The following is a 23,918-nucleotide window of genomic DNA, read 5'->3' on the forward strand; positions in this document are numbered from 1 at the left end:
GGCATGGCGGGTTACCAACCTAAAAAGCGTAAAATGACAGCAGAGATCAACGTCGTGCCATATATCGACGTCATGCTCGTATTGCTGATCATTTTTATGGCAACCGCTCCATTTGTCACCCAAGGTGTTGATGTAGATCTTCCACAAACATCGACAGCTGAATCGATGCAAGATATAGCGGGTGATACAGACAGCAGCTTTATCATCATTGAAATTGATCGCGACGGGAATTTAGGTCTGAGCGTGAATGACGAAGAGGTTCAGCGCGGTCTATCACTACAAGACGTGATTGTACGAGTGAAAGCAGAACGCTCTATCAAGCCAGATTCACCTGTTGCGGTGGGCGGCGATGCGGCGACGCCATATGCTGACGTTGTACTTTTGCTTGACGAGTTAAGTCGTGCAGGCATCCCAAAAGTGGGTCTGATGACCGATATCAAGGAATAGACATCGTACATCTATGAAAGACAACAAGAAGAAACGCAAAGAATACACCAAGCCGATAGCGATATCGGTTGGTTTGCATGCGCTGTTAGTCGTTGCTCTGCTTTGGGGTACAGATTTCACAATGTCTAAGCCGGAACCTACGGGGCAAATGGTGCAGGCAGTGGTCATTGACCCTAAACTTGTTCAACAGCAAGCGAAAGAGATTCGTCAGCAACGCGAAAAAGCGGCCAAGAAAGAGCAAGACCGTCTTGATAAGTTGAGACGTGAAGCTGAGCAGCTTGAGAAAAATCGCAAAGCAGAAGAAGAACAGATTCGTAAACTGAAAGAGCAACAGGCGAAAGATGCCAAAGCCGCTCGCGAAGCCGAAGCTGCTCGTAAGAAGAAAGAGCAAGAGCGTAAGGCAGAGGAAGAACGCACTCGTAAAGAAAAAGAACGTGCAGCAAAAGCAGAAAAAGAACGTAAAGCCAAAGAAGAGGCTGTACGTAAAGCTGAGCAGCAACGCATTGCTAAAGAAGCTGCCGCAGCAAAAGCGGAACAAGAGCGTGTAGCGCGCGAGAAAGCTGCGAAAGAAGCAGAAGAGAAAGCGCGTCGTGAACGTGAGGCCGCAGCAAAAGCAGAGCAAGAACGTATTGCGAAAGAAAAAGCCGCGAAAGAGGCAGCTGAAAAAGCGCGCAAAGAAAAAGAGCGTCTTGAGCGATTAGAGCGTGAGCGTAAAGAGCAAGAAGCAGCGTTGGATGACATCTTTGCTGGATTGGAAAGTGAAACAAGCGCAAACCAACAGGCTCAAGGGCAATTTGTTGCTGATGAAGTCTCTCGTTATAGCTCTATCTATACTCAGCTTATTCAAAGCAAACTGCTAAAGGACGATTACCTATTGGGAAAGGAGTGTAGAGTTAACATTAAGCTGATTCCTACGGGTGCTGACATGATCGTTTCGTCAGTCAATGTGCTTTCTGGTGACTCTAGAGTATGCGCGGCTGCAAAGAGCGCAATCGCACAAGTGCCGAGTTTTCCAATATCTACTGATTCAACAGTTAACCAAAGGCTGAAGGACATTAACCTTACGGTCGCACTACAACAATAAGGGATAAGCCGTGATTAAACGCCTTTTACTAGGAATGTTTGTACTGCTTGGCAGTCTAACGAGTGTGGCTCATGCTGCACTAGAGCTGGTGATTACTGATGGTATTGATTCAGCACGACCAATTGCTGTTGTTCCATTCAAATGGGAAGGCAGTAAACCTCTTCCAACTGATATTTCAGCTGTGATTGCTTCTGATTTGCAACGCAGTGGTAAATTCAGCCCTGTACCAACGAGCAAAATGCCACAAACTCCATTCAATGAATCAGAGGTGAACTTTGATGCGTGGACTGGCCTTGGCGTTGATGCTCTGCTAACTGGTTCAATTAAGCAAAACGAGCAAGGCAACTATGTGGTTAACTACCAATTAGTGGACGTTGTTCGTGGTCAACTAACGGGCGGTCAGAGTAAAGCTCTTGGTGGTGATGGTGAGCTGGTACTTTCTAAAGATCATGTTCTTTTCAATAAAGTAGCAACGGTTGAAGCTCCACGCATGCGTGAATACGCGCACCGCATTTCTGACCTTGTTTACGAGCAACTTACTGGCGAACGCGGTGCATTTATGACGCGTATTGCTTACGTTGTTGTAAATGACAAAGATCGCTTCCCATACCAACTTCGCGTTGCGGATTACGATGGTTACAACGAACGTTTGGTACTTCGTTCTAAGCAACCGCTTATGTCTCCTGCATGGTCACCAGATGGCCAGAAGCTAGCATACGTGAGCTTCCAAAATGGTCAGGCTGAAATCTTCATCATGAACATCTATACCGGTGAGCGTGAGAAGGTAACGTCATACCCTCGTCATAATGGTGCGCCAAGATTCTCGCCGGATGGCAGTAAACTTGCTTTGGTACTGTCTAAGACAGGTTCACTTCAGGTTTACACCTTGGATCTAAAAACACGTAAGCTGACACAAATTACGCGTGGCAGATCAAATAATACAGAACCGTTCTGGCACCCCGATGGCAAATCACTGATTTTCACATCAGACAGGGGTGGTAAACCTCAGATTTATCAAGTAAATTTGGGCAGCGGTTCAACTAACCGCTTGACTTGGCAAGGCAGTCAGAACTTGGGTGGACAAATCACTCCTGACGGTCGATTCCTTGTCATGGTGAATCGCAGTGATTCGGGCTTCAACTTGGCTAAACAAGATTTGGAAACAGGTGCTCTTCAGGTGCTAACAAAAACGTTGCTTGATGAGTCTCCGAGCATTGCCCCAAATGGTGGCATGGTTATCTATAGCTCGATTTACAACAAGAAAAACGTACTATCGATGGTGTCAATTGATGGTCGATTTAAAGCTAGATTACCGGCAACAAATGGGCGTGTAAGAGCTCCCGCATGGTCACCGTTTTTGTAGTAAGAAAAAATTGATTAATAAAGGAAAATAAGATGCAACTGAACAAGGTTCTAAAAGGGCTACTAATCGCGATTCCTGTGATGGCTATGACAGCATGTAGTTCAAGCGATGACGCTGCTTCTAACACTGGTGCAGAAACAAACACTGGTGCTGCAGAAACAACAGTCGTTACTCCGATCGATCAAAACGGTCAGCTAACGGAGCAAGAGCTAAAAGAGCAAGCGCTACGTGAAACTCAAACTATCTACTTCGCATTTGACAACTCAACAATTGCAGGTGATTACGAAGAAATGCTAGCAGCTCACGCTTCTTACCTAAGCAAGAACCCTGCTCTAAAAGTAACTATCGAAGGTCACGCTGATGAGCGTGGTACTCCTGAGTACAACATCGCACTAGGCGAGCGTCGTGCAGAAGCAGTATCAAACTACCTACAAGCACTAGGTGTACAAGCTGACCAAATCTCTATCGTTAGCTACGGTGAAGAGAAGCCACTTCTTCTAGGTCAATCTGAAGAAGTTTACGCTAAGAACCGTCGTGCGGTTCTAGTATACTAATTCGAGGTAAACCTCATGTTCAGTAACACTAAGCGCGCTGTTACGCTTACGTTACTGGCAAGTGCAGCGAACTTCGCGTTCGCTGCACCAGCTCCAGTATCAGATCTCAACAGCACGTCATCAGTATCTACTCGATCTTCTTCAGAAACCGACATCGAGCGTTTAGAGCGCTTGCTGCAAAATCGCAACCGCGTTCAGCTTCAAATGCAAGAGCAAATTGACCAAATGTCACAAGAGATCAGTGATCTACGTGGTCAGTTAGAGCGTAATAGCTACGAGATGCAGCAAATGCTGAAACGTCAGCGTGAGCTGTTTGTTGAGCTTGATCGAGTGCGTGGCGAAATGAAAGCCGCACCTGTTAAAGAAACGAAACCAGCAGAGACGGGTGGTAAGTACACATCGAATGCCGATGAACAAACGGCTTACCAAGACGCGGTGGATTTGATCCTTAAAAAACGCGACTACACCGGTGCTATCGCTGCATTCCAACAGTTCCAAAAGGACTATCCTGATTCAACATATTCTGCGAACTCACATTACTGGCTAGGTCAGTTGTACTTCGCGAAGAAACAGGATAAAGAAGCTGTGAAGAGCTTTGCAGCCGTGGTTTCTTACAAAGATTCCAACAAGCGTGCAGATGCATTAGTCAAGCTAGGCGATATTGCTGAGCGTAACAACAATGCAGCGCAAGCGAAGAAATACTATCAGCAAGTGGTGGATGAGTACCCAGGCAGTGCATCGGCGAAAGTCGCTAGCTCTAAGCTGAAGTAAAACAACAAAAGGGAGCTCAGGCTCCCTTTTCTATTTCTGGTACTAATAAAACCCCGTCAAAGCTTGGATTTACTAATAGATCCCTGCCTTTTGGATCGTATGCTGGTTAATTACTCCTACAAATACTCCGTCTTCGGTTAATACGGGGAGAGCAGTAATGGCGTTTTCACTCATCAACGCCAAGGCGTCAACGCAAAGGCTGGAATGCTGGACCGTGATTGCTCCCGGTTTCACCAAACTCTTAATAGCAGTACTTGGTGTTACACCTTTTGCGAACGCTCGTCGCAAATCACCATCCGTGAAGACTCCTCTTAAATTCCCTTGTTCAGCTATTGCAATTAACCCATAACCTGTTTGGCACATTACACTTACTGCGTCTTGTAATGTCGCATTGGGTGAGCAATGTGCGCTTTTGTGTTGGTCGTCTAACAGTTGTCCTACATTGGTTAATAGCCTGCTACCAAGTGATCCCGCAGGGTGAGATAGTGCAAAGTCATTCTGATCAAATTCTCGCATCGTCATCACTGTAATGCCGATAGCGTCGCCCAATAACAAGGTGTTGGTGGCGCTTGCGGTAGGTGCTAGACCAAGAGGGCATGCTTCCTTCTTAGCGGCGATGTCTAAGGTGATATCGCATTCTTTCGCTAAAAAACTATTGAGATTTGCGGTGACGCCAATAGTGGTAATTTTTTGGCGCTTTAGAAGCGGTACCATCATTTTAAATTCATTGGCTTCACCGGAGTTAGAAATCAGAATAACTACGTCGCCTTGGCGAGCCATCCCTAGGTCACCGTGTAGTGCTTCTGCTGGGTGAACAAAGAAAGCCGGTGAGCCCGTTGAAGCAAAGGTCGCTGCGATTTTTTTGCCGATATGACCAGACTTACCGATGCCCGTAATGATGACCTTACCTTCGCAATTGAGAATAGCTTTGCAAGCCTCTGCGAATGAAGTGGTCAGAGAGTCGAGTAGCAACCGAGCTTGGTCTAGCTCTTGTTCAATAACGCCGCGTCCTAATTGGCAAATATCTTCCGTGGAGTGCTGCTTATGCATATTGATTTCCTAACGTATTAAACATTTCATGCTGAGAAGGAGAAGAATAATAAAACTCTTGATGGTTTTCTGTTAAGAAAGTCATTTAGCCTAAGAAGGATTCAAGAGTTTCTATCACCAACAAATGGTCTTCGTACTGCGGTAACCCGGATACGGAAATACTACCAACAACACCGACGTTTCTTATAGAGAGAGGAAAGCTTCCTCCGAACGGCGCAAATTGTTTTGGATCCACAAGAGAAGCTTCTTCTATGCTTTTCCCCTTAGTTTTAAAGTACTGACCCATATACCAAGAGCTGTGTTGGTATCTGACCACAACATTACGCTTTCGAGCTATCCATTCTTGGTTGTCGATAGAGGTACCAGGCATCGCATATGAAAATAGGCAATGTCCGTTCAAGGTGATATCAATCGCAACGCTTGCCCCTTTATTTTCTGCATTTTGTTTAATTAGATTGCCTAGCTGCCATGCGATATTTGGGTTGAACTCGGTGAACTGAAGCCTGTCTTCTTGTGCGAGTAGTAAGTCTAAGTCTGTGATCATGCTACACCTCAGTAAGTTTGATTGTCCGTTGCTGTTGTGAACTTGAGTAAGCTGCTTCTATGATACGAATTACGTCTAGTGCTTGCTCTAGTGATACAGGTAAATCGTCACCTTTTCGAATCGACTTCGCAAGTTGTTGATAGAAAGCTTCATAGCCACCTATCTGAGTCTCTATTGTGGAAACCTGCCCTTGATGACTGGTGATAGTGGCGAAGTACTCTGGTCGATCTTTACCCCAACCATATGTTTCTGGACCTTGTTTATTCCGCAAAAAGTCTTCTTGGGTGTCCATCCCATATTTAATCAGGCTCGTATCTTTAGCAAAGATTTGGAACCTTGGTCCTTCGGTTGTACTTAAACAGTTTCCATGCAAAATGACCTCGTGCGTGGGGTAATTGAGAATCAAATGGAAATGGTCAACAGCTTGGGAACCTGACCGTTGATTTCTCAATACTGCAGTGACGCTTTCCGGTTTGCCAAATAGGCACAATGCTTGATCAATGAGGTGAGCTCCTAGGTCGTAGAGAATGCCGGAGCCAGGTAAAGCTTGTTCGCGCCAACGGTCTTTGACTTCAGGACGAAAGCGATTGTAGCTTGAGTAAAAGGTATGAATGCCTGGAAGTTTTCCTTGCTCAATGAGTGCTTGAATAGTCTTGAAATCCCCATCGTAACGTCGGCTTTGGTAGACTGATACTCGTTGATCTGATTGTTTAGCAAGTGCGATTAGTTCTTTGCCTTCTTGGACTGAAACGCAGAAAGGCTTCTCGATAACTACATGTTTTCCCGCCGATAATGCAAGCTTGGCTTGAGGGACATGAAGGTTATTGGGTGTTGAGATAATGACTAACTCGATACTTTCATCAGCAAGCATTTCGTTAATCTCAGAATAAACTTTTACATCTGTTAGTTGAGTATGAACTTTTTGTGCATTACTTGAGACAACGGCAACAAGATCTAACTCTTTACAGAAATTGATGATAGGAGCTTGGAAACATTGACCTGAAATGCCAAAACCAACAATGGCGGTTTTAATTGGAGTCATGGGCAATCCTAAAAAAGGCAGCACCACCGGAGAAGTTGATACTGCCAAAATGCAAAATGGGGGAAGGCTTAGTTCAGTTCAAGTTCTTGTTTTAGCAAAGCCTCAATCTGATATGAGGTTTCTGCTGTCATGAGCTGATCTCGGAAATCAGCGTGCATTATCTTTCTCGCGAGTTTGGAAAAAATCTTCATATGCTGATCGCCTGCAGCATGTTTGTTGAGAGTGAGCATAATGACAAATTGTGCTTCTTCATCCCCCCATTCAATCGATTTTGCAAGTCGGCATACGCTGATCGCAGATTGCTCGATATGTTCACTCTTAGTGTGCGGAATCGCAAAGCCAAAGCCAAGTCCAGTAGAAAAGACATCTTCTCGAGCCCATAAGTCATCCGCCAGTTTATTTGGGTATCGGCAGCGACCGGTTAAGAACAAATTGTCTGACAGTGTTTTGATCACTTCCTCTTTGTTTCGTAGATCTCTATCCAGGCTAATACAATCGGCAGAAACCATTGGCGCTTCAGACTGAGTCATACGGAACTGAGCAAGCACATGCTCCACCTCTTGGATCGTTCGACATTGCATCGCTTTGTTGAGCAGTTGACGACATTCGCGGCTATCAAGTTTCGCAATGCGCTCTTTGGTAGCGGGAATACTTGGTGAGCTCATGCTTATTTCGTCGAGACCTAGACCAACAAGTAGAGGGAGTACCGAGCCTTTGGCACCAAGTTCGCCACATAGCCCAATCCATTTGCCGTGTCGATGAACTTCGCGAACCACATGATCCAGAGTGCGCAAAAAAGCAGGGTTGAGGCTGTTGTAACTAGCCGCCACTTTAGCGTTATCGCGATCCACTGCCATTAGGTATTGAGTTAAGTCGTTGGATCCAATGGAGAAAAAGTCTATTTCCTCGCAGCATTGATCAATGATGAAAGCGACAGATGGAACTTCTAACATGATGCCTAACGGAACTTTTTCAGCAAAAGGAAGGGCTTCTTTACGTAGCTCTTGGCGCACTTCAGCGAGAATATCTTTTACCCACAATATTTCTTCTAAAGAGGAAATCATAGGGATCATAATTTTGAGGTTTCCATGAGCAGAAGCTCGTAAGATGGCGCGCAATTGAGTTTTGAACATCTCAATAAACTCGGGGTAGATCCGTACCGCACGGTAGCCTAGGAATGGATTGTTTTCTGCTGGAATATTCAAGTAATCAACAGGCTTATCACCACCGATATCAATAGTTCGAACGATGATGGATTTTCCATTTGCAGCGTCACACGCTTGACAGAAAATGTTGTACAACTCATCTTCATCTGGCGCGCAGGTTCGATCCATATAAAGCATTTCTGTGCGGAACAAACCGACGGCTTCTGCGCCGTTTGCGAAGGCGGCTTTCGCTTCTACTGAGTGAGCAATATTGGCCGCAACTTCAAGAACTTTTCCGTCGAATGTTTGTGCTGCTACATCACGAAATTGTGCTTGTCGGCTAGAGACAATTTCTTTCACTTTACTTTCTTGAACATAGTAACGTTCCACAGATTCAGCTATCTCTGTCACCACAATTCCGAGAGTCCCATCAACAACCACTTCCTCGTCTAGAAGATCAGTTAGGCGAGAACCTTCAACCCCCACAATCGTCGGAATTGCGAAAGAGCGCGCTAAAATTACGGTGTGTGAAGTATTTCCTCCATGAGAGAGGATTAAACCTTTCAAGAGAGACTTATCTAACTCAAGAAACTGACTAGGGGTAAGATCGTCAGCTAAGCAAACAGTAGGCTGTGTGAGCTTGTTTTGACTGCCAAAACGTTCATCACCATAAATGCTTTGCAGTAGCTGGTAGCACACATCACGAATGTCTAATTCACGTTCACGCATATAAGCACTCGATGAGTTCTTCATAACTTCACCAAAGTGTTTAGCAGTGGCAATAATCGCGTCTGCACTGCTTCGTCCTTCAACCAGGTTACTCGCGATGGTTTGTCTAAACTCTTCATCTTTAGCGATTGATAGGTGTGCTTTGAGCACTTCGCCTTCAGTGTGTTCAGAAGAGTTCAACTGAATCGTCAGAGATTTCACGACAGCCTCCAAGCCCGAATTGAGTTGTGAACGCTCTTCATTAAGAGATTTTGCTGGTGGTAAGTCAGTGAATGCATCAAAGTTAATCGCTCCCATTGCCGTTAATACGCCTTGACCAAAACCTTCGCTGACACTGCGACCTCGAATATGAGCCACATTTAAATTCGAAAAGTTCCTTGGGAGAGGAGCAAGGTTTTCATCTTCTTGAGTCGTTGTGGCAAGTGGGGCGTCGCAATGAGGAAACTCGTTAGTAATAAACTGTTTTAGTTGCGTCAACGCGCTGTCTTCATCTTGACCTTCGATAGTAATTAAGCACTCATCACCTAACAGCGTATCGGTACTAATTAGAGAGAGTACGCTTTTCGCATTTCCACTCATCCCCGTACGTTGGTTTTGCCATGTAATAGAAGAATCAAAGCCATTACAAACCGCTTCAACATGACTCGCTGGGCGAGCGTGAACTCCATTTGGAAGTTCGCAAGAGAAAGAGAAAGATTTCATTTCATATTGTCCTTTTACTTTGGCAATGGTCACTGCCTTTCGTTATGCATTCACAATATCAAAGTAGACAGTACAAACTATGGGACAAAACTACGAAAAACTGGATTTTTGTTAGGTTGAAAGTTAACTGTGATATATCTCAAATTGGCAGTCAAAAATGTGACTTTAAACATAGCTTAGGTTTAACTTTTACTTTTGATTTGCCTTAAGTGTTTGTATTTAAGGGTTTTAATTTTTCTTTGTTTATTCTGGGTATTTTTCGAGAGACGGATCAACTTTTCTTTGTAATCGAACAAATATCCAGTAAATAGAACTTTTGTCCTCTAACCGAATAGTACTATTGCTCACTATATTAGATACCAAAGCACGGCCGGCTGAAGTTTTAACCCTTTACGTGAAACAGTTTAAAAAACTTATCCAAGGAGAAGTCTATGAAAGACTTAATCTCAATACTTAAGGACACTCGCCAACACTTGATGACTGGTGTCTCTCACATGATCCCGTTTGTGGTTGCCGGAGGTATTTTGCTCGCAATGTCGGTCATGCTTTACGGAGAAGGTACCGTTCCAGAAGAGGGCACGTGGTTACACGATCTGTTCTTCATTGGTGTTGCTGGTTTCCAATTGATGGTGCCGATTCTAGCCGCTTACATTGGTTACTCAATCGCTGATCGCTCTGCCTTAGCACCCTCTGCGATAGCGGCGTTCATCGGCGCAAATATGTATAACACGGGCTTTTTTGGGGCAATTTTTGCCGGTCTGTTAGGTGGTATCGTGGTGTTCTACCTGAAGAAGATCAAAGTTCCATCTTACGCTCGCTCTGTAATGCCGATCTTCGTGATTCCAATCATTGGTACTTTCATCACCGCTGGTGCCATTGTATGGGGGATTGGTGAGCCAATCGGTGCAGCGACTGCAGCTCTGACGGATTTTCTTAAAGGTATGCAAAACGAGAGCATCGTTCTTCTCGCTGTCATCATGGGTCTTATGATCGCCTTTGATATGGGTGGTCCTGTCAACAAAGTTGCGTATGCGTTCGTCATTATGTGTGTTGGTGAAGGTATCTATAACGTAGCTGGTATCTCCTCCGTTGCTGTGGCAGTGCCTTCTATCGGTATGGGTCTAGCAACATTCCTCAATAAAAAGCTTTACGACTACAGCGAACAAGAAGCAGGACGAGCTTCGATTCTAATGGGCACGATGGGTATTACGGAGGGGGCTATTCCTTTCGCAGCTGCTGATCCATTGCGTGTGCTACCGTCCATCATGATTGGCACAGCAATTGGTTCTGCAACAGCAGCAGTGCTTGGTGTGAAAAGTTATGCAGCTTGGGGCGGCTTGATTGTACTTCCTGTGGTTGAAGGTCGCTTTAGTTTCATTATCGCACTTGCTGTTGGCTCATTGGCTACTGCTTTGTTAGTCAACTTCTTGAAAGCACGTCGCCCTGTCACGCAAGAAAAAGAAGAAGAGTCCGATGATTTAGACCTTGATATCGAGATTGGTTAATCCGCAGAACAGACTTATAGCTTGGTGAGCTGAATAGCCGCCAAGGTAAATACAAAACAACGAAAAATTAAGAGTTCTCCAAAACAATATAGGAAACAAAATTATGACTTCTATCGTAGCAGTAACAGCATGCCCTTCAGGTGTTGCACATACATACATGGCTGCTGAGGCCATCGAAGCAGCAGCAAAAGCCAAAGGTTGGTCTTGCCAAGTGGAAACACAAGGTTCAATTGGTATCGAAAACGAGTTAGATGAAAGCACGATCAAAACCGCTGATGTCGTCATTCTTACCAAAGATATCGATATCAAAAATGTTGAGCGCTTTACAGGCAAAACCATTGTACGTATCGGTGTCAGTGATGCTGTAAAACGTGCATCTGCCGTGATGGATAAGATTGAAAAGCATCTTGAATCAGTAGCAGCTTAGCCTCCCACTAAATTACAGAGCAGAGAAATTTTGGTCTCTCTGCTCTGTATAGCTCAGTGACTCTCGTTAGGGTTTCTTAGCTATACAAAACCATTAAATCGCTCAACAACTAGGTATTCTCAGGAGTCTATATATGAGTACCCCACGCATAGAACGTCTTAAGTCCGCACTGTTTGCCGCAAAACGCGAAATCTCATTGGAACGTGCACTGTTGTACACAGAAAGTCATAAGCAAACAGAAGGAGAACCGACATTAATTCGTCGTGCAAAAGCAACTGCCTATGTGATGGACAATGTTGAAATCTCTATTCGTGAAGATGAGCTAATTGCTGGTAATCGAACGGTACAACCAAGAGCGGGTATTGCTTCTCCTGAAATGGACCCTTATTGGATTGAGAAAGAGTTAGATATTTTCGAATCTCGCCCTCAAGATAAATTCTTTGTTTCTGAGCAAGACAAAACAACCTACCGTGAGCAATTACTACCTTACTGGGCTGAACGGTCGATGAAAGACTTCATCAATGCTCAAATTCCGCTAGAGGTAAAATCTGCTGTTGGTCAAAAGATCTTTAGTGTTAACCAAACAGACAAAGGTCAAGGTCACATTATTATCGACTTTGATCGTCTGCTAGATAACGGTTTAGGTTCGCTTCTCGATGAGCTGCAAAGCTTGAGTTTTAGCCAGCCAGAGAACGAATTCTTCAAGTCAGTTGTGATCTTGTTGGAAGCGTCGATTCGTCATATTCATCGTTATGCCGAATTAGCCGAGAACATGTCGCAAGCCACTGATAACGAACAGCGTAAGCAAGAGCTGATTCAGATTGCGGCTATTTCTCGCAAAATTGCAACAGAAGCTCCAGATGGTTTTTATGAAGCATGCCAATTGTTCTGGTACATGAACATTATTCTGCAATACGAATCGAATGCGAGTTCTTTATCGCTGGGTCGCTTTGATCAATATATGTTGCCATTTTACGAGCAATCGTTAGCACGAGGTGAGTCTCCTGATTATCTTCGTGAGTTGTTGGAAAGTTTGTGGATCAAGACCAATGATATTGTTCTGTTACGTTCTTCAGGTAGCGCCAAGTTTTTTGCGGGTTTCCCTACGGGTTACACGATTCTATTAGGTGGTTTGAGCGAAGTAGGGCGCAGCGCTGTTAATGCACTATCCACATTATGTTTGGATGCCTACCAAAGTGTGCAGCTGCCTCAACCTAACTTGGGTGTGCGCGTAAACGAGTTCATGGATCGTGGCTTCTTAATGAAAACCGCAGAAACGATTCGTTTGGGGACGGGGATTCCTCAAATCTTTAATGACGAAGTGGTCGTGCCTGCCTTCCTAAATCGTGGTGTGTCGCTAGAGGATGCACGTGATTATTCGGTGGTTGGTTGTGTGGAGCTGTCGATCCCAGGCAAGACTTATGGCTTGCACGACATCGCTATGTTTAACCTCCTGAAGGTCATGGAACTCGCGATGCAACGTCATGCAAACAACCCAGATATTACCTTTGACAGCTTGATGAGTGATATTCATCAAGACATTAAGCACTACGTTAAGTTGATGATTGAAGGCTCTAACATCTGCGATGTTGGTCACCGTGATTGGGCTCCAGTGCCGCTTCTTTCATCATTTATCAGCGATTGTATCGAGAATGGTAAAGACATCACATACGGCGGAGGGCGTTACAACTTTTCTGGTGTTCAAGGAATTGGTATCGCTAATCTGTCTGATTCTCTCCATGCACTTAAGCGTTATGTATTCGAAGAAAAACGCTGCACGTTCAAAGAATTTATCGCCACATTAGATAGCAACTTTGAGGTGCCAAACGGTGAAAAAGTCCGCGCTCGTTTGATGAATAAGTACGAAAAGTACGGCAACGACATTGATGAGGTGGACGCTCTGGGCTCTGAGTTATTGCGTTTATTCTGTAAAGAGGTAGAGAAATACGATAACCCTAGAGGCGGAAAGTTCACCCCGGGCTCCTACACCGTATCTGCTCACGTGCCGCTCGGTGCTGTTGTGGGCGCTACTGCTGATGGACGTTTGTCAGGAGAACAGCTTGCTGATGGTGGTTTGTCACCAATGTTAGGAAAAGATCAATTAGGTCCGACAGCCGTTCTAAAATCAGTGAGTAAATTAGATAACTACTTGCTGTCCAATGGCAGTCTTCTCAATGTGAAATTCACACCTGCAACGTTAGAGGGGGATCAAGGTTTAAGCAAACTGTCCGATTTCATCCGCGCATTTATGAAGCTCAAGTTACAACATATTCAATTTAATGTGTTGAACGCTGAGACACTGAAAAAAGCGCAAGAAAAGCCAGAGGACTACTCAGGGTTGGTCGTTCGAGTAGCTGGCTACAGTGCTTTCTTTGTCGAGTTATCGAAAGAAATTCAAGATGACATCATTCGAAGAACTGCCCATGAGCTGTGATCAAGCTAATGGAAGCAAAAGTAGCGCGCGGATATTCAATATTCAGCGCTACTCACTCCATGACGGGACAGGGATTAGGACTGTGGTGTTCTTCAAAGGTTGTCCTTTGAGTTGTCCGTGGTGTGCCAACCCAGAGTCACGTTCACACAAAATCACTTATATGCGTCGTAAAGCACTATGCCTTGAGTGTGATGAATGTGAAATGGATGTTGAAGAGTGCCCAAGTGGAGCGTACGAGCAAGTGGGCACGGACATGACTTTGGATGAAGTGATAGCACAAGTTGCAAAAGATGATGTGTTTTTTAATACCTCAAATGGCGGTATCACGCTTTCTGGTGGAGAAATCCTTACCCAAGCGCATTTTGCCATCGAGCTTCTGACCAAACTAAAGCAACTTGGTTATCGCACCGCTGTTGAAACTTCTGGTCATGGTAATAGCACGCAATTGAGTCGTATTGGAGAGTTGTGTGATGAAGTGTTGTTCGATTTTAAAATCATGGATGCACAAAAAGCTAAAAGCGTGATTGGGCTCAACGTGGAGAAAGTACTTGGAAACTTCAAGATGTTGGTTGAGCAGGAATGTAACGTAATTCCACGTTTACCACTTATCCCCGGTTATACCTTGGACTTAATCAATATTGAAAGTGTTTTGCGCTTTTTAAAACCTTTCAATATCAGAGAAATTCATCTGTTGCCGTTCCATCAATACGGCGCAAACAAATATGAGACTTTAGGGATGGAGTATCTAATGAAAGACATTCCCGTTCCTACTCAATCTGAAGTGGAAGCCATCCGCAGCCATATACAGGCTAGTGGATACCAAGTAGTCATTGGAGGCTAATATGAAAAAGAAAATACTGATCACTGGTGCGAGAGGCTTCTTTGGGACGCGTTTTATCAACCGTTATCGCAATGAGTTCGATATTTTGGGGTTAGACGTTGAGCAACTTGATATCACCAATAAGAGTGCGATCGATACAACATTCGCTGAATTTAAACCTGATTTCGTGATTCACGCTGCGGCAATTGCAGTCACGGATTTTTGTAACCAACACCCAGACATTGCGCACAAGGTGAATGTTCAAGGGGCAATTAATGTAGCGAACGCATGTAAAGCAAATGGTTCAAAACTCGTGTTCATCTCTACTGAACAAGTCTTCAATGGGAATATCGAAGCAGGACCATATAGTGAGCAAGATACGCCAGTACCAGACACTGTATATGGTCAAAATAAGCTAGAAGCAGAAGGTGAGTTGCGTTCTATTTTGGAAGACATGTGGATTTTGCGTTTTACCTGGCTATTTGGGTTACCTGAGCGAAATACCACCATTAATCCAAATGTGGTTTGGAATGCGATGCAAGCTTTAACAAACGGTGAAGTGATGCAAGAGCGCAGAAATGAGTTCCGTGGATTAACTTATGTTCATGAACTTATAGAGCAGTTTCCAAAAATCTTCACCATTCCATACGGCACTTACCATACGGGGGCAAATAACCCGGCAAGTCGTTATGAGATTGCTGAGCATATTTTGACCGAGTTGGGGCAACAAAGTCGCCTCGATCATCTACTTCAAGTGAATGACGCGCGCAAAACTCGAGATGTCAGACTCAACACCAATAAGTTGGCTGGGCAAGGAGTCGTGTTTACAGAGAGCAAAGCCGCAATCACTAAATGCTTACAAGAATTTCATTACATTTCTGCCTAATGGGCGGGAATGTAAACGATTTATAGACATTATTCTTCAAGAAAAAGATTCAGGCGAGTACTCCAAACAATTGAGTGGTCGCTGTTAAATTAGGAGTAGTACCATGATATTCATGCTAGATACGGCAAACATTGCTGCGATCAAAAAAGCAGTAGACCTTTATCCGATCGAAGGTGTAACGACCAATCCGTCAATTATTGCGAAAGAAAAACGCCCACTGAAAGAAATCTTATTAGATATCCGTGAGATAATTGGTGATGAGCGTATGTTACACGCGCAAGTTATGGGTAAAGATGCGGAAACTATGCTGAAAGAAGCCAGAGCACTGCGTTCAATTGATCCAGAGATCATCATCAAAGTGCCGGTAACGCCGCAAGGTATTAAAGCAATGAAGTTGATTCATGAAGAAGGCTACCGCATAACAGCCACTGCGATCCTGACTCCGCAACAAGCGCTTATGGCAGCGAAAGCAGGAGCGGAATTCCTTGCTCCTTATGTGAATCGTTTAGATAACATTTGTGGTGATGGTGTCGCTGTTGCGGCGGAAATGGCACAAATCATCGATAACTACCACCTTGATGCGAAAGTGCTTGGTGCTTCATTTAAAAATGTTCAACAAGTCCATCAATTGGCGCTGGCTGGCATTCACTCTGTGACCATTGCCCCGGATGTTTTTGACCACCTGCTTGTGCATCCATTAACTGACTCGGGGGTATCGGGGTTTGTTTCAGATTGGGAAACGGTTTACGGCGAGGGCACTAACGTTCTTGATGTTCTTTAATGTGATCCAGTACACGCTCTAATAGTTTGTAGACTTGGTTGTAACGTAAAAGCTGACCAAGATTAATAATGACCATGCTTAATGAGATTAAACTCACTTATAAGCTTGGTCATTTTTGTTTTTATATTATGGAAATAGTTGGTGTAACCGCATGTATTAGCGGTGTAGCGCATACTTATATGGCAGCTGAAGCGCTCGAAAAATTAGGGCGTAAGCTCGGTCACAAGGTGACAGTAGAAACCCAAGGCGCTTTGGGTAGCGAAAATCAGTTAACGCAAGATCTGATTGATGGTGCAGATGTCGCAGTGATCGTTTCTGATATTAACATTGAGGGCGCGGAACGATTTGAAAACAGTCGAGTTGTGCGTTGTTCTATTGCTCATTTTCTACGTAGTACGGAAGAGGTGATGAGCGCTATCGATAAAGTTCGTCAAGCGCCCCGAGGTGCTGAAATTAGTTTTTGAACATTAATCTTCTTCAACATGAGCGCTGAGGTATTGCGCTCGATACTCTGATGGCGAGCGCTCGGTTTGCGCTCGAAACACACGACAAAAATAGTTACTGTCTTTAAAGCCACAACGGTGCGCGACTTCTTTTACCTTCATATCGTATTCGACCAACAAAAACTTAGCGCGCTCTAAGCGAATGTGATTCAAATATTCATTGAACTTAATCTGTCCTTCCTTTTGGAACAGTTGTGAAAGGTAGTTCGGTGACACATAGAAGTGCTCGGCAACCGATTCACGAGTCAAAGGCTCTTGATAATGTTGTTCTAGGTAATCTCTCACCGATTCAAATAGCGCATGACTTTTTGAAGGCGTTTCAAGTGGTTGTTCGATAAGATCCACGATGTGGCTAAACAGCGAACTAACCAATAGTTTCATTGTTGCTTGTGACTCTATCTGTCGAGTCAATTCTTCTAGGGCATTAAGAATAAACGTGCCGACACGAGGTCCCCGACGTAAAACCGTTTCTTTGATCGCGGAGTCGAACTTCTCACCATCCCAACTTAACAAACTTAAGCCAAAACTTTGCTTACCAGCCATCACAGTCATAGTGACAACGGGTTTGCTTCCCCAGCTTGGTTGGTTCCAACTTTCTGCTGGTAAGTAAATCACGTCACCTTGCTTGAATACTCTTTTTTGTTCTACGCCGGTTTGGCTCCCTAGCTCCATCTCTAGCTCACCGAATAACACCATTTCAATACGAGGAAAATGGACTTGAAAGGCGAGTTGAGGTGGCTTAGGCAAGTTGCCTGCGCAAACCACATTACTGATTTCCCCACTGAGGTCTTTGTAATGATGAAGAGATTCAAGCAGGTAGTTTTTGTCGAGCATCAAGAGTAACCGAGTGAGCAAATAACAACATCAGTGTATGTCATTCAAGTGTGTCGCTGCTAGATACAATTTTCTCTATTTGTGAAGCGATACTGCTTTGAAATAACAAGAGGTAATAATAAGTGGCTTTATATAACCTCATTAATTTTTAATAACTTAGGTGGTTATTTGTATCGCCATCACAATTTGACTTTCTAAAGACAAATCTCCAGTTAGACGAACAAATATGCTATGTGATGAAGAGGTTTTGCTTGCTATTTTGAGGTAATTCCAAGTCGAGATGTGCTCTCGAATACAGCAAAAATTAAATCAGTTATCTAGGAGTTACCATGCTAACAACAACTATATTTCCAGGTCGTTATGTTCAAGGTAAAGATGCTCGAAAACAACTCGGAGCAGAACTCAATCGCTTTGGCAAAAAAGGTCTGATGATCTGTGACCCATTTGTTTATGACACATTACTTTCTGAGTTTGAACCTTATCTCGAGACCGTTGAAGTTGAGGTGGTCCGGTTTGCTGGTGAATGCTGTGACGAAGAAATAACACGTCTGACAACCATGTTGAAAAGCTTTGAGGGTGAGTTTGTGGTTGGCTTAGGTGGCGGTAAAACCATTGATACCGCGAAAGCAACATCCTATGAAGCGAGAGTTCCTGTGGCTATTGTACCGACATTGGCGGCGAGCGATGCGCCATGCAGTGCGCTATCCGTTATTTACACTCAAGAAGGAGAGTTTAAGCGTTACCTTATCCTTCCTCAAAACCCGAATCTTGTCTTGGTCGACACACAAATCATTGCCAAGGCACCTGTTCGACTACTCATCGCTGGGATCGGTGATGCGCTAGCAACATGGTTTGAAGCAGAATCATGCCAGCAAAGTTTTGCCTCGAATATGACAGGTCACGTCGGTTCTTTATCTGCATACGCGTTAGCGCGTTTATGCTACGACACTTTGCTTGAATACGGCGAAATGGCTAAAACATCGAACGAACAAGGTGTGGTCACTCCTGCACTCGAACGCGTTGTTGAAGCAAATACGTTACTTAGTGGATTAGGTTTTGAAAGTGGTGGTCTTGCTGCCTCTCATGCGATTCATAATGGCTTAACAGTATTAGAGCCAACACATGCGTTCTTGCATGGTGAAAAAGTCGCATTTGGTGTGCTCTCTTCTCTATTCCTTACTGACAAATCGGCTCAGACCATCGCAACTGTTTATGACTTCTGCGAAAAAGTTGGCTTGCCAACGACTCTGTCTCAAATCGGTTTAGAAAATGTATCCGATGAAGATTTATTGGCAGTAGCTGAAGCCGCATGTGCAGAAGGGGAGACTATTCACAACGAACCTCGAGCTGTCACTCCAGATATGGTGTTTGCAGCGATGAAAGCGGCAAATGCAGAAGGGTTACGTCGCAAGATCTAGCACTGCTTATCATTACATTCAGCCCCGCTTTTTCCTGCAAATCAGTGGGGCTGATTACTATTGGAGAACATAAATGATCACGATTCCTTTTGCGGGTTTATTGTTTGATCTAGATGGTACGCTAGTGAATTCTATTCCCTCAGTAACCCAATCTTGGACGACTTGGGCGATCAAAAAAGGCTTGGAGCCTGATTACGTTCTGTCTCGTATTCATGGACGTCCTGCTATCGATTCTATCTCTGAACTTTTGCCGAATGCATCTAGACAAGAAATTCAAAATGAAGTGATTTGGTTAGAAGAGTTGGAAGTTAGAGATACTACGGGCATTGAAGTGATTACTGGCGCTCAAGAGTTGCTTCATCAACTTAACGAATTTGAGGTGCCTTGGGCTATTGTGACATCAGGAACCATTCCTGTTGCCAGTGCTCGCATCAAAGCCGGAAAGCTGCCGATGCCCAACGTACTCATAACGCCGGAGCGTATTAGCAAAGGCAAGCCAGATCCAGAGCCTTATTTAAAAGGAGCCGAGGAGCTCGACTTAAACATTGAAAACTGTATTTGTTTTGAAGATGCCAGTGCGGGTATTCATTCTGGAAAAACAGCAAAAGCAAAGGTTGTCGGTATGTTTAGTCATGGTGAAAAGGATGCACTCATTGAAGCGGATTACATCGTCGACAATTGGCGTGATGTAAGCGTTATTAAAAATGAACTTGGCGAGTTTCAGATGATCTTAAGTCGGATGTTATGACGCCAAAACAATCCAAGTGTTTATGAAGTGAGGTCGTTTATGTCGATTTCAAAGCTCGATACTGTTATTCAAAACTATCAGTGGGGGAGTTTATCTTCTATTAACCGTATGTTCGGAATCGCAAATCCCAACGTAGAGCCTCAAGCAGAAATGTGGATGGGCGCACACCCGAGTGGTTGCTCTAAGATAAAAGATACAGGAGAGTTGCTCTCTCACGTTATCGGCGAAAATAGGACCGCAATACTAGGTGATTACACCAGTGCTCGGTTTGGAGAACTTCCTTTTTTACTTAAAGTTCTTGCCGCAGAGACACCGCTTTCTATTCAAGTTCACCCTAACAATGCAAAGGCCCAAGCTGGTTATAGAAGAGAGAACGAGCTAGGCATTCCGATTGCTGCTGATACTCGAAATTACAAAGACCCAAATCATAAACCTGAGTTGGTATACGCACTCACTTTTTATGAAGCGATGAACGGTTTCAGGCCCATTGAGCAGATCATCGCATTATTTAGGGCTGCACAGCTTTCAGCGCTTGATAAAGAGTTGAAACATTTGGAACGCTGCCAAAACGCAGAAGGACTTAAGGCATTCTTTAGTGCTATTTTGTCGTTAAGTGGAGATAAGAAGCAGCAAGCTCTGCATGAATTGTATGTCGCACATGAAGCAACTCAGATAACGGCTCTTAGTCGACAAGCAATACATTACAGTCGGTCATTTAAACAATACTATCCCGATGATGTTGGGTTGTTTGCGCCATTAATGCTTAATCTTATTGAGCTTGCACCTGGTGATGCGATGTTTCTTCATGCTGAGGTACCACACGCCTATATCCGAGGGACGGCGTTGGAGATCATGGCAAATTCGGACAATGTACTAAGAGCTGGTTTAACGTCGAAACACGTCGATATTCCAGAGCTGATTGATAACACAAACTTTGTTCCGACTTCTTCGGAAAATTTACTTATAACACCACTGTACAAAGAGAATCGAATAACTTATCCCGTGCCAGTTGATGATTTCAGCTTTGACATTATATCAGTCGATATAGAAGCCTCTCCCCAATATTTAAGAAGTGCAGAAATCCTCTTTTGCATAGAGGGTGAGATAACTATTTGGTCGGATAAAGAAAGTATCCAGCTCCGAGTTGGTGAATCGATGTTCATTAGTCATGATACCAAGAGTTATCAATATAAAGGAAAGGGGAAATTGGCTCGCGCATATAATTAATCAAAAGGCTCCAAGATTTTGTTACAAATGATTTAGCCTAAATCCTCACTATAAACACGGCAGAAAATCATGATCGGCTTGCTTGCCGATCATTGATGTAATGAATGCTTCGCTGCAACAATCAGAATTGTCACTCACAACAAAGATATACGGCTAGACTGCTATAAATTCCGGTTACGGGTTGGTTTTTGAAAATCAACAAGGTTACAATACTCGGATTAAAGGAAGTTGCGTAGAGCAAGAGCAATGAGCCACATATTAGATAAAATCGACACAGTTTACCCATTCCCACCAAAACCAATCCCATTAAGCCAACAAGAAAAAGCCGATTACATCGAGCGAATCAAAAAGCTGCTTAAAGAAAAAGACGCGGTACTTATCGCCCACTATTACACTGATCCTGAAATCCAAGCTCTGGCTGAAGAGACCGGCGGTTTTGTTGGTGATTCGCTAGAAATGGCAAAATTTGGTAACCGCCATCCAGCAAGTACACTGATCATTGGTGGGGTTCGCTTTATGGGTGAATCTGCAAAGATCCTGACACCAGAAAAACGCATTCTAATGCCAACGCTAGAAGCAGAATGTTCACTGGATCTTGGTTGCCCGGCGGACAAGTTTAGCGAGTTCTGTGACGCTCATCCTGACCACACGGTGGTGGTATACGCAAACACATCTGCGGCAGTAAAAGCACGTGCTGATTGGGTTGTGACTTCTAGTATCGCGCTTGAAATCGTCGAGCATCTAGACGCAGAAGATAAGCCAATCATCTGGGGACCGGATCGCCACTTAGGTTCTTACATTGCAAACAAAACTGGTGCAGACATGTTGCTATGGCAAGGTGAGTGCGTAGTTCACGACGAGTTTTCTGCAGATGCGCTACGCAAGATGAAGAACGTATACTCGGATGCGGCAATCCTAGTGCACCCAGAATCACCTGCAAGTGTTGTAGAGCTAGCCGATGCAGTAGGCTCGACAAGTCAGCTAATCAAAGCAGCGAAAGAGCTGCCTCAAAAGCAAATGATCGTCGCAACAGACAAAGGTATCTTCTTTAAGATGCAACAGTTAGTGCCTGAAAAAGAACTGATTGAAGCACCGACAGCAGGGGCTGGCGCGACATGTCGTAGCTGTGCACACTGCCCTTGGATGGCGATGAACGGTCTTAAAGCAATTGAGCAAGCGCTGCGTGAAGGTGGTGAAGAGCACGAAATCTTTGTTGATGAAGCACTACGTGTGAAGTCACTGATTCCGCTCAACCGCATGCTAGATTTTGCCGAGCAGTTAAACATGCAAGTCAAAGGCAACGCATAGTCATTCCGTCTACTTAGACTGTAGTTTGTTAAGATAAATCTCAAAAACCAGCCGAATGTGGCTGGTTTTTTTATTTCTTACAATCAATAGGTTAGTATTTAGTTATAGCAATCAGAAAGGAATCGGAAACTTATGGCTGTATGGCTAGTACTGAAAAAGTGGCTAAGCACCCATCTTTTCAAATTAAGCAACCGAAACCTTCTCGTCATTAGTGGCGCATATATTGCCATCTCGTGGTTATTGTTGGCTCTTGCAGGAGAGCATGCACTGACCGAAAACTTCTCTAACTTTATTTACTACCTCATGGTGACTGCTTCAACGGTTGGCTATGGTGACTTATCACCCTCAAGTGATATGGGTAAGTGGGTTGTGGTTCTGTTTATTATCCCTGGTGGTTTGAGTTTATTTGCTGCCATTTTGGGGCGAGTGGCTGGTGGCGCAATTGACTATTGGCGAGCAGGCATACTGGGTAAACGGAGAGTAAGAGTGGATAACCATATCGTATTATTGGGTTGGAATGGCGCACGAACCATGCACCTTATCCGCATGTTGCAGCATGAAGAAGAGGGCAAACGCCCAATTGTGTTATGCAGTCGTTCAGACATTGAAAACCCATTACCAGGTGAAATTGGTTTTATCAAGGTGAACAGTTACACCGACGCGCAAGAGATGAAAAACGCCAACATCACCGATGCTAACTGTATTATTGTCGATAATCTTAGCGATGATATTACTCTCTCTGCCGCATTGTATTGTGCCTCAGTGAATCCTGATGCACACTTGCTGGCTTATTTTAAAGATGAAGCGCTAGGTCGACTGTTGAGTGAGCACTGTCCAAAAGCGGAATGCATTCCAGCCGTTGGCGCGGAGATGCTTGCGAAAGCGGCAGTAGATCCGGGTTCGAGCGCACTTCATCAGGAGCTACTTGCTTCAACTCGGGGTATGACACAGTACTCGGTGATTTACCCACAAGATCAACCGACAACCAGCGTGGAAAAGATCTTCGGATTTATCAAGAAGCATCACCAAGCTACGTTGATCGCGTTCGATCTTGGTGACGGGATTGAACTCAACCCAGATTTAAATGCTCAAGTGCCACCAAGCACTAAGCTGTTTTACATTGCCGACGAGCGAATTGATGACTTCGCTTGGACAGACATGAACAAGGACAAATAATGCATATGATTGCCGACCTGTTGGCAGGTTTTCCCAATTTTCTTCTCTACTTTTCTGTTTCGATCGTTTTCGTGCTGGCGTTTAAGTTCGTCTACGTCAGATTGACACCTTATGACGAATGGCATCTGATCAAGGAAGAGAAAAATACCGCTGCGGCAGTTGCGTTAAGTGGTGCTTTTCTTGGTTACTGTCTGGCTATTGCCGGCGCTGCGACTAACTCAGTCAATATTGTGGATTTCATGGTATGGGGCGTTGTAGCGATGCTGGCACAGATCATTGCGTTTGGTATTGTGCGTTTTATTCTGCTGCCGAAAGTATCGGAGCGTATTGAGAATGATGAAGTACCAGCAGGCATTGTTTTAGCTGCCGTCTCTGTGTCTGTCGGTGTGCTTAACGCAGCTTGCATGACCTACTAGGAGG

At 44.3% G+C, this 23,918-nt stretch carries 23 protein-coding genes; 18 read left to right on the forward strand and 5 right to left on the reverse strand.

Going from position 1 to position 23,918, the window contains the following annotated elements; translation table 11 throughout:
- Positions 1-3 precede the first annotated feature (3 nt).
- The 5 genes from OH463_RS01350 to ybgF are packed head-to-tail and all read left to right on the forward strand — an operon-like array spanning position 4 to position 4,219.
- Entirely contained in the window at positions 4-447 is a 444-nt protein-coding gene (locus OH463_RS01350) for an ExbD/TolR family protein (protein WP_005450302.1), read from the forward strand.
- A 13-nt stretch (positions 448-460) separates the two neighbouring features.
- On the forward strand, positions 461-1,531 hold the full coding sequence (gene tolA / locus OH463_RS01355) for a cell envelope integrity protein TolA (RefSeq protein ID WP_005450300.1): 1,071 nt from the start codon (positions 461-463) through the stop codon (positions 1,529-1,531).
- Positions 1,532-1,541: 10 nt separating this feature from the next.
- Entirely contained in the window at positions 1,542-2,894 is a 1,353-nt protein-coding gene (gene tolB / locus OH463_RS01360) for a Tol-Pal system beta propeller repeat protein TolB (protein ID WP_009698274.1), read from the forward strand.
- A 32-nt stretch (positions 2,895-2,926) separates the two neighbouring features.
- The gene (gene pal / locus OH463_RS01365; protein ID WP_005450296.1) at positions 2,927-3,448 is read left to right on the forward strand and encodes a peptidoglycan-associated lipoprotein Pal; all 522 of its coding nucleotides are present in this window, start codon (positions 2,927-2,929) and stop codon (positions 3,446-3,448) included.
- Between the two features lie 15 nt (positions 3,449-3,463).
- Positions 3,464-4,219: a tol-pal system protein YbgF gene (ybgF, locus tag OH463_RS01370; protein ID WP_005450293.1), complete on the forward strand. Its 756-nt coding sequence runs from the start codon at positions 3,464-3,466 to the stop codon at positions 4,217-4,219.
- 72 nt (positions 4,220-4,291) lie between these two features.
- Here the strand turns inward: ybgF and OH463_RS01375 are convergent, their stop codons facing one another.
- The 4 genes from OH463_RS01375 to ptsP form a co-directional block, all read right to left on the reverse strand.
- Positions 4,292-5,269, reverse strand: coding sequence for a KpsF/GutQ family sugar-phosphate isomerase (locus tag OH463_RS01375; RefSeq protein ID WP_017819044.1), 978 nt, complete (start codon positions 5,267-5,269; stop codon positions 4,292-4,294).
- An 85-nt stretch (positions 5,270-5,354) separates the two neighbouring features.
- Complete coding sequence (locus OH463_RS01380) at positions 5,355-5,813, reverse strand: heme-degrading domain-containing protein (RefSeq protein WP_017819045.1); 459 nt, start codon at positions 5,811-5,813, stop codon at positions 5,355-5,357.
- A gap of 1 nt (position 5,814) precedes the next feature.
- Positions 5,815-6,855: an oxidoreductase gene (locus tag OH463_RS01385; protein WP_050908528.1), complete on the reverse strand. Its 1,041-nt coding sequence runs from the start codon at positions 6,853-6,855 to the stop codon at positions 5,815-5,817.
- Between the two features lie 68 nt (positions 6,856-6,923).
- The gene (gene ptsP, locus OH463_RS01390; RefSeq protein ID WP_017819047.1) at positions 6,924-9,431 is read right to left on the reverse strand and encodes a phosphoenolpyruvate--protein phosphotransferase; all 2,508 of its coding nucleotides are present in this window, start codon (positions 9,429-9,431) and stop codon (positions 6,924-6,926) included.
- Between the two features lie 431 nt (positions 9,432-9,862).
- On the opposite strand from ptsP, the gene OH463_RS01395 reads away from it, so the two are divergent.
- The 7 genes from OH463_RS01395 (at position 9,863) to OH463_RS01425 (ending at position 16,748) form a co-directional block, all read left to right on the forward strand.
- Positions 9,863-10,936 carry a PTS fructose transporter subunit EIIC gene (locus tag OH463_RS01395; RefSeq protein WP_269990326.1) on the forward strand — a complete coding sequence of 358 codons (1,074 nt, stop codon included), beginning with the start codon at positions 9,863-9,865 and terminating at the stop codon, positions 10,934-10,936.
- 103 nt (positions 10,937-11,039) lie between these two features.
- Positions 11,040-11,363, forward strand: coding sequence for a PTS fructose-like transporter subunit IIB (locus OH463_RS01400; protein ID WP_026138352.1), 324 nt, complete (start codon positions 11,040-11,042; stop codon positions 11,361-11,363).
- A gap of 133 nt (positions 11,364-11,496) precedes the next feature.
- Positions 11,497-13,797: a formate C-acetyltransferase gene (locus OH463_RS01405; RefSeq protein ID WP_017819048.1), complete on the forward strand. Its 2,301-nt coding sequence runs from the start codon at positions 11,497-11,499 to the stop codon at positions 13,795-13,797.
- Positions 13,763-14,638 carry a [formate-C-acetyltransferase]-activating enzyme gene (locus tag OH463_RS01410; RefSeq protein ID WP_026138353.1) on the forward strand — a complete coding sequence of 292 codons (876 nt, stop codon included), beginning with the start codon at positions 13,763-13,765 and terminating at the stop codon, positions 14,636-14,638. Before OH463_RS01405 ends, OH463_RS01410 begins: the two co-directional genes overlap by 35 nt.
- A 1-nt stretch (position 14,639) precedes the next feature.
- Positions 14,640-15,503: an SDR family oxidoreductase gene (locus OH463_RS01415; RefSeq protein ID WP_017819050.1), complete on the forward strand. Its 864-nt coding sequence runs from the start codon at positions 14,640-14,642 to the stop codon at positions 15,501-15,503.
- A 103-nt stretch (positions 15,504-15,606) separates the two neighbouring features.
- Complete coding sequence (locus tag OH463_RS01420) at positions 15,607-16,284, forward strand: fructose-6-phosphate aldolase (protein ID WP_017819051.1); 678 nt, start codon at positions 15,607-15,609, stop codon at positions 16,282-16,284.
- A gap of 128 nt (positions 16,285-16,412) precedes the next feature.
- Positions 16,413-16,748: a PTS fructose transporter subunit IIB gene (locus tag OH463_RS01425; RefSeq protein ID WP_026138354.1), complete on the forward strand. Its 336-nt coding sequence runs from the start codon at positions 16,413-16,415 to the stop codon at positions 16,746-16,748.
- A 3-nt stretch (positions 16,749-16,751) separates the two neighbouring features.
- On the opposite strand, the gene OH463_RS01430 is transcribed toward OH463_RS01425, so the two are convergent.
- Positions 16,752-17,621: an AraC family transcriptional regulator gene (locus OH463_RS01430; protein ID WP_017819053.1), complete on the reverse strand. Its 870-nt coding sequence runs from the start codon at positions 17,619-17,621 to the stop codon at positions 16,752-16,754.
- 329 nt (positions 17,622-17,950) lie between these two features.
- Between OH463_RS01430 and OH463_RS01435 the strand changes: the two genes are divergently transcribed.
- From OH463_RS01435 to OH463_RS01460, 6 genes are all read left to right on the forward strand, one after another.
- Complete coding sequence (locus tag OH463_RS01435) at positions 17,951-19,039, forward strand: glycerol dehydrogenase (protein ID WP_017819054.1); 1,089 nt, start codon at positions 17,951-17,953, stop codon at positions 19,037-19,039.
- 73 nt (positions 19,040-19,112) lie between these two features.
- Positions 19,113-19,787, forward strand: a complete 675-nt coding sequence (locus tag OH463_RS01440; RefSeq protein ID WP_269990329.1) for an HAD-IA family hydrolase — start codon at positions 19,113-19,115, stop codon at positions 19,785-19,787.
- Positions 19,788-19,826: 39 nt separating this feature from the next.
- The gene (manA, locus tag OH463_RS01445) at positions 19,827-21,014 is read left to right on the forward strand and encodes a mannose-6-phosphate isomerase, class I (protein ID WP_269990330.1); all 1,188 of its coding nucleotides are present in this window, start codon (positions 19,827-19,829) and stop codon (positions 21,012-21,014) included.
- Between the two features lie 246 nt (positions 21,015-21,260).
- The gene (gene nadA / locus OH463_RS01450; protein WP_005450292.1) at positions 21,261-22,322 is read left to right on the forward strand and encodes a quinolinate synthase NadA; all 1,062 of its coding nucleotides are present in this window, start codon (positions 21,261-21,263) and stop codon (positions 22,320-22,322) included.
- A gap of 132 nt (positions 22,323-22,454) precedes the next feature.
- Positions 22,455-23,498, forward strand: a complete 1,044-nt coding sequence (locus tag OH463_RS01455) for a potassium channel protein (RefSeq protein WP_005450291.1) — start codon at positions 22,455-22,457, stop codon at positions 23,496-23,498.
- Positions 23,498-23,914 carry a DUF350 domain-containing protein gene (locus OH463_RS01460; protein ID WP_005450290.1) on the forward strand — a complete coding sequence of 139 codons (417 nt, stop codon included), beginning with the start codon at positions 23,498-23,500 and terminating at the stop codon, positions 23,912-23,914. The genes OH463_RS01455 and OH463_RS01460 overlap by 1 nt, the downstream gene beginning before the upstream one ends.
- The last annotated feature ends 4 nt before the right edge of the window (positions 23,915-23,918 follow it).

It is taken from the genome of Vibrio sp. NFR, assembly GCF_027587095.1.
Lineage (GTDB): Bacteria > Pseudomonadota > Gammaproteobacteria > Enterobacterales > Vibrionaceae > Vibrio > Vibrio harveyi.